Below are 12,518 nucleotides of genomic sequence, written 5' to 3'. Positions count from 1 at the left end.
GCTAGAGAGGATTGATCAGCTCATCACCTTGTCCCTCGGAAGGTTTGTTAACAGCCGTGCTAACCGGCCAATGTTCAACTAGTCCCGCATCGATATGCCGCACCATGCTGCGGATTGTCTCTTTATCCGTCAGGTCAGTAGCAAGCCAGTGTTCAAGACTGTCGTCGTCCAAAATTAACGGCATCCTGTCATGCACATCGGCAGCACTGCCTCGAGCTGGCTCGGTGAGAATGGCACATCCTAGACCTCCATCATCCCGTTCTGCGTAGATAGCGGCGAAGTATAGGGGCTCTCGATCCCTTCGGCACAGATAATGAGGCTGCTTAGGGGGCGTGTTCTTGATCCATTCGTACCATCCGTCAGCGAGTACGAGGCACCGGTGTTTAGCAAATGCCGATTTGAAAAAGTTATTAGTCGCAACGGTTTCAACTCGCGCATTTATGGGTTGCGTGCCTTTCCCTTTGGCCCACGATGGGCGAAATCCCCACCACACCTCTTCAAGCGTGGGAGCAGAGTCCTCAGACGCCTGCCGTATGCTCGCGATCCAGGTACCCGGCGCCACATTGTAGCGCGGTCGAATGTCGCGCTCAGACATAACCGCACCGACCTTTTTGGTCAGCTCAGGTATCGGGGTGAATAAAGCAAATCGTCCGCACATAGCTGCAGGATAGACGAGAATTGGCCATCCAAGTCAGCCTACGCACCAAAATCGCGGTGCCCTCATCTAACCACCGTCAAAATAAGGTGGGCTTGCCAACACGATAAGACCAACGAATGAAGAAGAGTGCTTGCGATTCACTAGGCTGATCGCTTATTGTCAGCCCTTAATACTGTATATATTAACAGCTATATAGGGAGGCGCTTATGAGCAAGAAAACTTACCCACGGTCTATGCAACGGCCATTCAGTAGTCCCCGTACTCTTCCAGTTATCGTTGGAGGATTTCCTCTTCAACGGGATGATTTGAGAGAGGAAGGTACGCAGTTGTTGGCGGTTTGGGGGACTGAACAAGACGCGCTACTCGCACCGCTTGAAAACATTGAGGTGCATCTACCAGGCACATGGCGAGCGATGGGGAGCATGGCATGAGTATGCATTTCACCATTCTTGGACGCGTCGACACCATGGCTCGACCGCTAAGGCTGCCTTTAGCGGGTGGCGAAGTCCGCGCTGGTTTCCCGAGTCCCGCAGACGATTATGTCGAGGTCGAATTAGATCTTATTGCCCATTTGATTAAGCACCCTAGTGCAACGTTCTTTCTGCGAGCCAAAGGCACCTCCATGGAAGGCGATGGCATTAAAGATAATGCGTTGTTAATTGTCGACCGGTCTATCAATCCTCAGCCAGGCCATATCGTGATCATGAGCGTGGACGGCGAGCTGACGTGTAAAAAGCTAAGCATCATGGGCAGTCGGCCGTATTTGGTGGCCTCTAACCCAGAGTTTAAGCCCATCCCTCTCACTGGGCATGATTGTCACAATTGGGGTGTGGCCACCCATAGCATCCAACCGCTAGCACCCGGTTTCACCGTATGATTGCCTTGGTCGACTGCAATAATTTCTATGTCTCCTGCGAACGAGTCTTTGCTCCCAGGTTGGAAGGCCAAGCTGTCGGCGTTTTGTCGAATAACGACGGCTGCGTGGTCGCGCGTTCGCAAGAAATCAAAAACTTAGGTGTGGCAATGGGAATGCCTGCCCATCAGATTGATCCGCATATTCGTCGACAATGCACATTGCTCAGCTCAAATTATGCGCTTTACGGTGATATGAGCAGCCGCGTTACTGATGTTCTCTCACAGCATACGCCTCACGTGGATGTATATAGCATTGATGAGTCATTTCTATCGTTTGAGGGCTTTGAACCAGACACATTAGAAGAACGATGCCAATTAATGCGACAGCAAGTTAAGCGAGATACAGGTATTCCGGTTAGCGTTGGCTTAAGCACTAGCAAAACGCTTGCAAAAATTGCCAATCACCGCGCTAAAAAAGAAAGTGTTTTCAATGGCGTGGCCATGATGGACCCTAACAGCAGCGACACCCGGGAATTCCTGGAGCAGCTACCCGTTAATGAGATATGGGGGGTAGCAGGTCGCAGTGCAGCGCGGCTTCATACTCTAGGCATAGAGAATGCTTGGCAGCTGCGCACCGCCAGCTCTAAGCATTTGCGGCGCCATTTCAGTGTGGTCATGGAACGTCTGGTTTATGAGTTGAGGGGCGAAAACTGCATATCACTCGACGACATGAGCCAACCAAAAAAACAGATCATGGTGTCCCGCTCCTTCGGCCGGCTCACGACGAACAAAACCGATCTGCACGAAGCCCTACGCGTGCACGCATCACGTGCTGGTGAAAAGCTACGACGACAAAACGGCTTGGCGCAGGCATTGATGGTGTTTGTTCACACCAATCGCTTTCGGCAAGATCTGCCGAGCTACAGTAAACGGTTAGTAATACCGCTACCTCACCCCACCGATGATAGCCGCGAGCTCATCAAAGCTGCCATGGCAGGGCTAGAAAGAATTTTTAAAAAAGACATCTGGTACCAAAAATGCGGGATTATGCTCATTGATTTGTGCGATCACGACAATGAACAACTAGGGCTGCTCGCCGAACCGATCAGTGACGAGAAACGTGCTCGTAATGAAAAATTGATGGCCACGCTCGATAAGCTCAATCGCGAACACGGAAAAAATACCGTCCGGATTGGCATGCCTCGCAAACAGAATGCTTGGGAATTGCGTTGCGAGCACCGTACACCACGCTACACCACACGCTGGGAAGAGCTAGCAGTGGCCAAAACCTAGAAAAGAGCTGCCATCCCTGGCACTCCTACCTCTTTTCACTACCAATAATCACATCCCTGTTGTGACGCATTCGACGTGCTAAAGCGGCGATCCTGGGCGTCACACTTTCACCCTAGCCTTTATCAAGCCATTTTTATGTAAGCGATTGACCACAGCGTTTGTAAGCAATGGCTTACAACAATCCGTTATGCAATGAAACTAAAAACGATTGGCGATATGTGTGCCACTAACCCAATTGGCAGCAACTAAGCCAGTGGTACTTCAGCTTATTCTGATGGATGGCAAAGACACCTGATCCGATTCAGGATAATTCGAGCAGTTAGCACGTGACATTTTTCCGCTAAAACAAGGGTTCAAACGCAGGATCGCTTGGTGAATAGGTCCCCTGGTAGCCTGTATGATTTCAGGCGGGGCATCAGAATTCATCTTCGTTAATTAGCTCAAAGGTGTGGTCGCTTAAATATCGCTCAAGGTTTTCCAGCAGCCTTGGCGGCTTCTTCAACCCATACTCCAAGGTTTTCACGACCATTATCTGTATTCCAGCGGTAGTGCTTGTATCCTTGGATCTTCATGCCGCAGAAGTCACTTGTTTGTTTATTGAAATCTGGGATTTTACTAATATCTATAGTCAACAATCCGTTGCCCCGTTTGATACTTTTCTCTATTTCGTATTTTACCCATTTACTTTTATCAGTATTGGCACCTATAAGTACGACTGTCACAGTCGTACCGATAAGCTGGGCATCTATCCATGCTTTTACCGTGCTATCACCTGTGCGCTCTAACTTCTCGAACTCTGCTTTGTCGATGAATCCAACTTTAGGGTTGGCATTGATCACGTTACTGTTACGGACATTCATCGCTCTCAGAACGTCGTCGTACTGGAAACTAAAGAAAACCTTTCTAGCCATGGGGACACCTTAGATGAGCCGTAAGAGGAGGAGGATGACTTCTTGAGCGCGTTCAAGTGATGTAGATTTATCGCCTAGTTCACCCAACAAGGGTGTAATCTTTTTACCATTCTCGTGCTGAGATTCTTGATAAGACTTCATAACCTCATTCCACAGTAATTTCGACATCGAGCCTGTAATACCTACAGGAATTACAAAAACGCCTTTCGCTACAGCGATATCGAATTCTTCACGCATTCCGTCAGAAAGGATTAACTCGCCATTTTCCAGCTTATTGCCAAACATAAAAATAGCAACGCCTGCATGAGCGAGCATATTGCGTCGATATTCTGTCCACAGTTCCTTCAGAGGCCTTTCCCCAGTCTTGCTTTGTGGAAAGGGCCTAAGAATTAACTGGTCGTTGTCGAGACGGCCACCATTCATAACAGTTTGTTCAAGCACGCCAGTGATGATTGCGCTACCTATACCGAGGCCAAACCCTGAGATCACTCGGTACTGTTCTTTGCAAATGGCCCTGCTCAGATGATAAACGAATTGCTCTGATTCAGCCTTGCACCACGGGTTATAGTCATGAGCAGCACCAGAGATAAAGATTGTATTTCTTTTGTGGCGATGCTCGATGGCACGCAGAATGTCAGTAATTTCAGAAAACTCATCAACATAAACGGCTTTGATCCCTACACGGAGCAGCTCTCCTGTGAAAAGCTCTTCCTTACGTTGGCGATACTCGAAGTCAGCAAGGTCTTCATTCTCTCCCTTGCTAGCTCTTCTCAGGATGCAGTAGTGCTGTCGTTGATCTCGAGTAAACTGAATCCTGACGCGGCTAAGAATATATTCTAGATTAGGGTCGGTGAAGCTGAAGCCGAGAAAGAGGAAGGTTTTAGAAACCAAGTCACCGCTTAAAGCTGTAATGAACGGCTGCATATTGACGTGGTAACGCTCATAGTCATCGCGAGTCAACACCGCGTCAGCGGCATGCTCGATGTCACCATGCATCTTATAAACAATTGCATCACGTTTCGGCCGTGTCGTTGCCAATTGCTTATTGGTATGTTTGATGTCAGCTATCTTTTCGTTTTTTTCAAGCGCCGTTTCGATCAAACGATCATAATTGGTTGTCCAGTAGGTCGGAATAGGCAGCCTTGCCAGAATCGCGTGGTTTTCAGTGGGCTCCGCCGTCATTGAGAACTCAGTCACCAGTAGCTGATTGAGTTTTGCTCGGTTGGTCGCATTGACGTTTGTGTGGTATTGCGCCAACGTAACTAGATCCCATTCTTTATCGACGTCTAAATCAAGCTCATCAGCTATTGGCTTGAGCAATGACTTCCAGTCGACATAACCTGCTGCTCTTGAAAAGCCTGCACCCGCAAAAATAGCCAGATTTCCTTCTTCTAGCTCTTTTGAAAGGGTGTCAACGAGCCGTAACTGATCACGTTTCATTCTGAGCTTCCCGTCAGGTTTTTGTAAGGCATAATCAGATATTTCTCAGCCAACGACTGTGCCCTTGAAGGTCGTATAGGGCTAATGCTCCGTTTGGTGTGGTGTCGATACGGGAATAAAGCTGTAAATATTCATTGCCATGATGACGACCTGATGAGTCGACGGTAGGAACGATGACGATGTTATTGAGATTCTTCTTTCCATCAGCGTAACCAATCTCCCAAGCGGTAGTTGTCAAGAAATCTGTCGCCTCTGAGGTCTTTTAGGCCACCTGTTTTTCCGGCTCTACGACGGTGACCTGGAGTTCCCGCTCTGGGTTGAGTGACACGGTACCTATCGGCGTCCAGTTGCGGGTCTTGCCGCTCCAGCGTGCGGGGTTGGCCGCACGTGCTGCCTGATTGATGGCATGGCGCTTGGCCAGTACATCGGTATCCCCGCCAGCATGGCGCTGTGCCGGCGTCACCAGGCGAATCCCGCTGTGGCGATGTTCGTGGTTGTACCACTGCACGAAACCGGCCACCCACTCACGGGCATCGTCGACCGTGGCAAACCCGTCGACGGGGTAGCAGGGCCGGTACTTGCAGGTCCGGAACAGCGCCTCCGAGTAAGGATTATCGTTACTGACACGCGGCCGGCTGAAGGACGGCGTGATGCCGAGGTCATGCAGCTTCTCCAGCAGCGTGGCGCCCTTGAAGGGGCTGCCGTTGTCCGCATGCAACACCAGCGGCTGATCGATGATCTGCTCGGCCAGCACCGCCCGCTCCAGCACGCTGCGGGAGTTATGGGCCGACTCAGCCAGAAACACCTCCCAGCCGGTGATCTTGCGGCTGAAGATGTCGATCATCATCACCAGGTAGTAGTACTGCCCCTTGATCGGACCACCCATCCAGGTCGCGTCCCACGACCACACCTGGTTCGGCGCAGTCGCCTGGTAGGTCGTGGGCTTGGCGCGGCGCTGAGGCGTTTTGGCACGGCCACGATGCACCACTTGCCGATGCTTGTGCAGGACGCGGTAGAACGACGAGGGAGAGGCCACGTAGCGCTGCTCCTCGTCGAACAGACGCACCACGATCTGCTCTGGCGGCAAGCTCGCGTACTCGGGGCGGTGGCACACGTCGAGGATCTCCTGCTCTTCGGCCGGTGTCAGTGCGTTAGCCGGCACCGGCCGGTCGACCAAAGGGCGCTGGTCCTCGCGTAGCTCGCCGTCGCGCGTCCAGCGTTGGTACGTTCGGGCGGTGATGCCCAGCTCGCGACAGGCGGCTTCCAGGCGGGCCCCTTGGGCCCGGGCGTCTTCGATCAGCGCGATAGCGCGTTGGCGATCTGGGGTGCTGATCATTCGTCCTCGTCCCCCCAGATCGCCCTCGCCTTTTTTCGGAGGGCCAGTAACGCTGCGGTTTCCGCCAAGGCCTCGTTCTTGCGAGCCAACTCCTTCTCCAGCGCTTTGATGCGCTTGCGCTGCTGCTTGGCCTCGTCGGCCTCACGCTGGCGTTCCGAGTGCGAGAGACTGGCGGCCTGCTCACAGTCATTCCGCCAGCGCTCCAGCTGTTCGGGATAGATCCCCCGACGGCGGCAGTATTCCGCGGCTTCCTGGGCGTTCATCGAGGCGGTTTCGATCACGGCGCTGAACTTATCCTTGGATGACCATCCATCGGCGCCCTTGCCCAGAGCATCCGGCAGACAGCGGCCTTCGGCACGGGCTTCCTTGCGCCACTTGTAGACGGTGCCCAGCGAGATCCCTTCCTGCTCCGCGATCACCTGCGGAGAGAGGTTGTGGGGAGGCAGCAGCTTGGCAACCACGGCTTGCCGGCGCTCCTTGGAGTAACGAGGCATGAGTGTCTCCTTTCGCCCCCTGATCGGTTTATAAGAACAGGGTATCAGAGGGTGCGACACTCATCCTGACACTGGGGGACACTCAGATCGCCAACGCTTTAGTGTGCGCTCGCTTACATCGATAATATCGGCTGCTTGATAGCGGGAAGCGCCCCCCATAACCGCTTCGTCAAATAGCGCGATAAGCCTTGCACGTTCGTCGAGCGGCGTTAGTCGTCCTCGCCGCTGTCGGGATCTTCGCTGTACAAGGCGTCGAGCTTTTTTGAGAGCACCAGTAACGACGTCGTCTCTGCCACTACCTTGTCTTTGCGTCGCACTTCCGCTTTGAGTTGCTTGATGGTCTTACGGTCTTCTTTACGTTGCTTTTGCGCCGCTTTTTCCTGATCTTCTTGCCGACCAGCGCCTTCGAGGCAAGCCGCTTTCCACTGTTGAATTTGCTCGGGATAAAGGCCTTTTTCGCGGCAGTAAGCGCCAAGCTCCGCCTCTGACAGGGTGGCGGTTTCGATGACCACGGCGAGCTTGGCGTCGGGCGACCATTCGCTGTCGCCTTGGGTGTAACCCGGCACAGGCACTCCTTTTACTCGACACTGTTTTAGCCAACTATACAGCGTCGCGTCAGAGATGCCTTCCTCTGTTGCTACCGATGCCACACTGTGATTATGGGGTGGTAACAACTTCTTCAGGACGGCTGCTTTACGCTCTGCAGAATAACGTGGCACAAGGACTCCATGCCGCTCCCTCTGGATTAGATTTAGGCGATATCACCAACCGGACAACAAGGCTGACAGAGGGGGTTCGCGGGACGCTGAATTTCACTCAGCGTAGCGTCGTCTAAAAGCCCTTCTTCGCGTACAAGATCTAGTACTCCTCGCCCGCTCTGTAGTGCCTGTTTGGCGATTCGTGTTGAGTCGATGCATCCCACATAGCTTCGCTGGATATCTGTCTCTTCTGGCACGCAGAGGCTGACCAAATCGTCGCATAGTGAATCTGGCAGGATTGTTTGAAGGTGCAAGAGGGCAATGCTGTTTAGCATGAATTGCGGCTTTCGGAAGGGCTGCTAAAGTAGCCTCTTACAAAAACCGCCCTCTGGATGACGTCTTTCGGTACGTTTCACCTAGCTTATATATTTTAAATTACTTTAGTCTTTATTCGCCTGTGAGCGTTCTTAAAGCTTTGGTGAAGCTTACATGGTTAAGTGGCTTTATAGATGAACTGCTATCTTGCTTTTTATTATATGCGTGTACCCATGTTTTCATATCTAAAACACCCGAAGAAGCTCGAATTTTACTTTCAGCTCCTTTTAAATTTCCACGGAAAAATGCTATGTGGTTTATAACTTTTTTGATAGTCGCTTGATGGTTTTCTTCTGTTATCTCAAGCAGTAACGCACAGTACCCACCCTCATTTTCTCTACATTCAATTTCAAGAAGAAATACTCTACTTCCGCTGTAGTCAAAATGATAAACTAAAACGCTTCTATGTTTTGAAAGTGTTAACGTGGTCCATTTGTCCCTTCTGTGTTTTTTTTGATACTCGTCTATAACTCTTTTGGGTAATGGCCAAGTCAGAATGTTATCTCTAAACAGACCGCCTTCTTGTGGCTGATAGCAGAAAAGATTACTTATTATTTTTTTATTGCGAAGCAGATTCAACATTTTCTTTAACTGCAAAAACCTATAAGGCATGTTTGTTTGGCCGACCTGTTCCGCAGAAACCTCCTTTGTTTCTGTATTTCCATGCGTCGGTAATCCAGAAGTGCCATACTTGAAAAATTGATTTTCAATAGGCGTTACTTTTCCTGTAAGGTATTTATAACTAACCTCTTTTTCAATTTTTTTTAATTCTGGTTTGTTTTTCCAAGCAACCCCTAAAGAGCTGATTTCATCAAGCCCAGAATTCGCTGCAGGATCTTCTTTAGAAGAAATCGCTAAATCATCATTTGGGCTGCTGTTGTTCTGACTGCCATTTGGCCAAGGCTTATCTTTATCTGAATCTATAGTGTCTTTGCCTGTCTCGCCACTATTGTCGCGACCATGGTGGATTGTCAAGTTACTAAAAGGCCACGTTGCTGAGATTATCTCCAAGCAAAGATATTTGTTAGGTTCTGATTGTATTTGAACTGCACGTACAGAAAATTTAAAATTGTTAACTAGAAAAGGAATGCCTGCATATATATAAGACTCACCAGTAGCCCTTAAGGCATTAGCATAAATAGCATTAGCTGCTTGAATGCCATGTTCAGAAATAGTGAGATTCGCTGCATTATCAGCAAACTTATCCTTAATTCTCTTTCTTAAAATTACCAACCATTCGTCATCGGAAATTGTTCCAGTTTTTTGTATATTAACAATTCTTTCCCTAGTTGTTGCCCATGGCCCCGTTGTTAATGCTAGTGCGAACTCAGAAGAGGGTGCCATGAGGGCCCTAAAAACTTCGTGGCAAGGGATTATATAGGTACTTTGTGCTTGCTGAATTACAACGCAGTAGCTGTTAGAAAAGTCTTTTCCAAGATTGTATTCTGACTGCCCTATCCAACGGTATGGGAATTCATCTTTCCACCAACTTGGCCTTTCAGGCATGATATCGTTTGCTTTAACAATTCTAGAACTGTTATCTGTTAAATCTGCATTAATATTAATAGTTTGAGCATTAGCGCGACCAATTAGGCGCCCATTTTTGTATATGGTACCTAAAACAAGCTCTGGAACTATTCCCGTATGTGCGCGTACCAGGATCTCTTCACTCAGGCTGGCAGGCTTGCAGATTTCTTGTTTGTTTGGGTTCGAGCTTACTGGACAAAGCTTGACGCCAACAGAGGGGGTTGATGTTCGTCCCTCATGCGATTGGTACCCATCTACCCACCGTATCATCCAGTGGCGACCATCGTGAGGAAATTCTTCAAAATTAGTGATTAGATTTCGACTAGCCATGCAAATATTAGCACCTATTTTTTTCTTAAGTGCAGTATGCCAGTCGTGCAGTTTTTTGTTTAGTCGTTTTTATTAATGTAATTCACAGCAGGCGACACAGCATGCTTTGACAGCCTACCGTGTGCTGCCATGATGTAAAGAACACCAGGGTTCGTAGCGAGTGACCTCATTATGTCGAAGAAAAATCATCAGGGGGATAAGCCATTGGAACGCAATAGCGTCAGCGATGACGCCATTGACCAGCGAGACCCGTCTTTAAAGAAGCTGGAGGGCTCCGTGCGCGAATACCGCCAGCCTTTTGAGCCGGTGGGTATTAGCGATTGGGAAGCGGTGATGCTGGACGGATTAACGCCTGAAACGGCCCATGCGGATGCGTTGGCATCGCCGACCTTAAGAGAATTCGGAGAAGAACCAAACAAATAATTGGGCTCTCGACACTCAATAAGCTAGTGCGGCAAGCAAGGGAAGATACTGTGACATTATGCAGGCCGCATGAGGAAATCGACATGCCAGTGGCAACGCGAGCTTGATCTCCTACCCTATTGATGACCTCTTCTCGTTGGCATCGCCACACAGAAATGCTAAATGTGGCGATGCCATGTTCAGAGTTTCAGTGTGGCAAGGTGCTCTATAAATCGCTGTGAAAACGCCATATCGTGCTCCCACTGTGTCTTCCCTGCAGCCGCAGCGGTCGTAGTAGTGACCGGTGCTCCAAACACCACCGCTACCGCCTCATCTTCCACTTCTGCGGCCTCTGCCTCAGGCAGTTTTACGTTATCCAGCGGTGTTCCCGGCGCGGTGTTGCCATACCAAGGTGCAGCAGGCGCCGATGCAGTCGAAATCACCGTGACAACCGCCTTTTCATCGGGAAGGTCGTCGTCAATACGATACGCATAGCGACGTAATAGCGACTCATTGAGAATAAATAAGTAACAGTCAGCGTCATACAAGCCCATGCGTCGAATGATCCGCCCCAATACTTGGCGGAAATGTTGCTCGGTACGAACACGGCTCAGGTAACAGCACACGCGCAAACGCGGGATGTCAACCCCTTCGCTGATCATCCCCACGGACACAATCCATGCCTGCGTCGAATCACGAAACGCCTGCAGTTTAGCGTGCGCATTGGGCGTTTTACTGGTCACCAGGCAAACATCTTCGCCTTGATCTATTAGCCACTCAGTGACTTCTTCTGCGTGCTCGATGTCAGCGGCGACCACTAGCCCCCCTGCCGCAGGCTGTGCCTGGCGTAATGCTTTCAGCTGGGCGACGCCTTTTGTTAACTGTGCATCCATCGCTGTGTCATGGCGCAGTAAGTCGGCATAGCTGACGCCAGGGTGGCGAAGTAAGCGTGGAATACTCGAAAACTGCTTTTGCTTGGGTCGCTGTTTGCCCTTGGAATGACTGATCGTCAGCTGAATATGCCGATTATCGATTAGTTTGATATAGGGGAGTCGGCAGACACCATCGCGAACGGCTTCTTGCAGTGTGTAAACAAAATCCGGTACCAAGCGCTGCTTGAGCGGTAGCGCTTCGTCGGCTGGTATATCCAGGTAACGCATTAGGGGCAGGCAACTGCCATCGGTGCGCCACGGCGTGCCCGATAAAGCCAGGGTGTATGTCATGTAACGCTCCAGCAATAGCAGCGCCTGGCCCCACTCATTCGCGCCTTTCTGCGTACCGGGCACTCGCCCGGCATGATGGCTCTCATCCCAGATTAGAAGCACGCGCGATTGCGCACCCAGCTGCTGCAGCGCGCTCAAGCGCGTACGCAGTGATTGATAAGTGTAACACCCACCACGCGCGCCCAGATCGCTGTCCATGGCCAACCCCGTGACACTGGCAAGGGCTTCTTCCGCTTGGCTTACCACTTCCGTACTGGGGCCTAGGTACAGCACATAATCAACCTCGCCACGCTGAAGCAATTGATCCGCCAACACCGCCGCCATGAGCATTTTCCCTGCCCCAGGTGTAGCTTGACAGAGAAAGTGTGGTTGTTCGGGAGATAGCTGAGCAAGTGCTTTTGTGAGGCAGCGCTGCTGCCAGTCGCGAAGTGGGGGATGTTGCGCCAAGTGAGTAGGTATGTCGCGCAATTTCATGCGTCATCCCCCTCCTCTGCCAGTTTCTGCTGAACCTTTGCGTAGGCTTTCAGTTTTTCACCCAGCGCGCGTGCCTGCGCTTTTTCCTCCTCGAAAACCGGTGAAATTTTATCCCGTGCATCAGGGTATTTTTCCACGATTTCCTGTAGCGCCTGGAGCTGAAGATGGCTGTCCTCCATCTGCTCACGCAGTTGTTCACTATCTCGACGCAGCTTGGCCGTTAACGGCTCAGCGTCGCTGGAAGCCTGGGCACTTTCTAGACCAGAGCGGTCATTTCCAGAATTGAATGCATTTGCTACCAGAAATAGATCCCGTTGCTTAAAGCACGGATGCAAGCCAACCCGCTCAACCTCACCTCGCTTTACGCGCTTGTTGATTTGATCGCGCACGAAGAGACGCAACGTTTTTTGATCAAACGCCGCTAGCCCGGATTTCTCATAGCACCTCAGCCAGTACCACCTCCAAGCCGTCATACCACTAAAAGCCGATTGGTACGGTTTAA

The 12,518-nt window shown here is 50.7% G+C and carries 12 protein-coding genes and 1 pseudogene; 3 read left to right on the top strand and 10 right to left on the bottom strand.

Annotation, left to right across the window (positions count from 1 at the left end):
* Position 1: 1 nt before the first annotated feature.
* Positions 2–658 carry an SOS response-associated peptidase gene (locus tag INT33_RS18980; protein WP_096277108.1) on the bottom strand — a complete coding sequence of 219 codons (657 nt, stop codon included), beginning with the start codon at positions 656–658 and terminating at the stop codon, positions 2–4.
* Positions 659–1,085: 427 nt separating this feature from the next.
* On the opposite strand from INT33_RS18980, the gene INT33_RS18975 reads away from it, so the two are divergent.
* Both INT33_RS18975 and INT33_RS18970 read left to right on the top strand, forming a co-directional pair.
* Positions 1,086–1,535 (top strand): LexA family protein, encoded by a 450-nt coding sequence (locus tag INT33_RS18975; protein ID WP_225734540.1) that lies wholly within the window; start codon positions 1,086–1,088, stop codon positions 1,533–1,535.
* Positions 1,532–2,806, top strand: coding sequence for a Y-family DNA polymerase (locus tag INT33_RS18970; RefSeq protein ID WP_096277112.1), 1,275 nt, complete (start codon positions 1,532–1,534; stop codon positions 2,804–2,806). The genes INT33_RS18975 and INT33_RS18970 overlap by 4 nt, the downstream gene beginning before the upstream one ends.
* Before the next feature lie 467 nt (positions 2,807–3,273).
* On the opposite strand, the gene INT33_RS18965 is transcribed toward INT33_RS18970, so the two are convergent.
* The 7 genes and pseudogenes from INT33_RS18965 to INT33_RS18935 form a co-directional block, all read right to left on the bottom strand.
* Positions 3,274–3,717, bottom strand: a complete 444-nt coding sequence (locus INT33_RS18965) for a TIR domain-containing protein (RefSeq protein ID WP_096277114.1) — start codon at positions 3,715–3,717, stop codon at positions 3,274–3,276.
* A gap of 9 nt (positions 3,718–3,726) precedes the next feature.
* On the bottom strand, positions 3,727–5,157 hold the full coding sequence (locus tag INT33_RS18960) for an SIR2 family protein (protein WP_192526915.1): 1,431 nt from the start codon (positions 5,155–5,157) through the stop codon (positions 3,727–3,729).
* 262 nt (positions 5,158–5,419) lie between these two features.
* Positions 5,420–6,987 (bottom strand): IS3 family transposase gene (locus tag INT33_RS18955; RefSeq protein ID WP_226940270.1). Its coding sequence is split into 2 segments (ribosomal slippage): positions 5,420–6,522 and positions 6,522–6,987, totalling 1,569 coding nucleotides; the frame shifts between segments, so codons are not numbered across the junction.
* Positions 6,988–7,047: 60 nt separating this feature from the next.
* Positions 7,048–7,176: pseudogene (locus tag INT33_RS21610) on the bottom strand (hypothetical protein); the annotation flags it as partial.
* A 20-nt stretch (positions 7,177–7,196) separates the two neighbouring features.
* On the bottom strand, positions 7,197–7,706 hold the full coding sequence (locus INT33_RS18945) for a transposase (RefSeq protein WP_193092728.1): 510 nt from the start codon (positions 7,704–7,706) through the stop codon (positions 7,197–7,199).
* A gap of 32 nt (positions 7,707–7,738) precedes the next feature.
* Positions 7,739–8,020: a hypothetical protein gene (locus tag INT33_RS21535; RefSeq protein WP_193092727.1), complete on the bottom strand. Its 282-nt coding sequence runs from the start codon at positions 8,018–8,020 to the stop codon at positions 7,739–7,741.
* A gap of 112 nt (positions 8,021–8,132) precedes the next feature.
* Positions 8,133–9,917, bottom strand: coding sequence for a hypothetical protein (locus INT33_RS18935; protein ID WP_096277126.1), 1,785 nt, complete (start codon positions 9,915–9,917; stop codon positions 8,133–8,135).
* A 171-nt stretch (positions 9,918–10,088) separates the two neighbouring features.
* On the opposite strand from INT33_RS18935, the gene INT33_RS18930 reads away from it, so the two are divergent.
* A complete protein-coding gene (locus INT33_RS18930) occupies positions 10,089–10,340 on the top strand; it encodes a hypothetical protein (RefSeq protein WP_193092726.1) in 252 nt (83 codons plus the stop codon).
* 179 nt (positions 10,341–10,519) lie between these two features.
* On the opposite strand, the gene INT33_RS18925 is transcribed toward INT33_RS18930, so the two are convergent.
* Positions 10,520–12,016 carry a DEAD/DEAH box helicase gene (locus INT33_RS18925; protein WP_193092725.1) on the bottom strand — a complete coding sequence of 499 codons (1,497 nt, stop codon included), beginning with the start codon at positions 12,014–12,016 and terminating at the stop codon, positions 10,520–10,522.
* A partial coding sequence (locus INT33_RS18920; protein ID WP_226940269.1) for a hypothetical protein occupies positions 12,013–12,518 on the bottom strand: 506 nt, incomplete at its 5' end. The genes INT33_RS18925 and INT33_RS18920, both read right to left, overlap by 4 nt.

Source organism: Halomonas colorata (assembly GCF_014897985.1).
GTDB lineage: Bacteria > Pseudomonadota > Gammaproteobacteria > Pseudomonadales > Halomonadaceae > Vreelandella > Vreelandella colorata.
Note: the sequence above shows the minus strand (reverse complement) of the source record. Positions and strands in the feature narration are given on the sequence as shown.

Coding starts and splice junctions, on each gene's coding strand:
- INT33_RS21535 (WP_193092727.1), bottom strand. CDS start 8,020: ATGCTAAACAGCATTGCCCTCTTGCACCTTCAAACAATCCTGCCAGAT.
- INT33_RS18965 (WP_096277114.1), bottom strand. CDS start 3,717: ATGGCTAGAAAGGTTTTCTTTAGTTTCCAGTACGACGACGTTCTGAGA.
- INT33_RS18980 (WP_096277108.1), bottom strand. CDS start 658: ATGTGCGGACGATTTGCTTTATTCACCCCGATACCTGAGCTGACCAAA.
- INT33_RS18925 (WP_193092725.1), bottom strand. CDS start 12,016: ATGAAATTGCGCGACATACCTACTCACTTGGCGCAACATCCCCCACTT.
- INT33_RS18930 (WP_193092726.1), top strand. CDS start 10,089: ATGTCGAAGAAAAATCATCAGGGGGATAAGCCATTGGAACGCAATAGC.
- INT33_RS18960 (WP_192526915.1), bottom strand. CDS start 5,157: ATGAAACGTGATCAGTTACGGCTCGTTGACACCCTTTCAAAAGAGCTA.
- INT33_RS18975 (WP_225734540.1), top strand. CDS start 1,086: ATGAGTATGCATTTCACCATTCTTGGACGCGTCGACACCATGGCTCGA.
- INT33_RS18970 (WP_096277112.1), top strand. CDS start 1,532: ATGATTGCCTTGGTCGACTGCAATAATTTCTATGTCTCCTGCGAACGA.
- INT33_RS18935 (WP_096277126.1), bottom strand. CDS start 9,917: ATGGCTAGTCGAAATCTAATCACTAATTTTGAAGAATTTCCTCACGAT.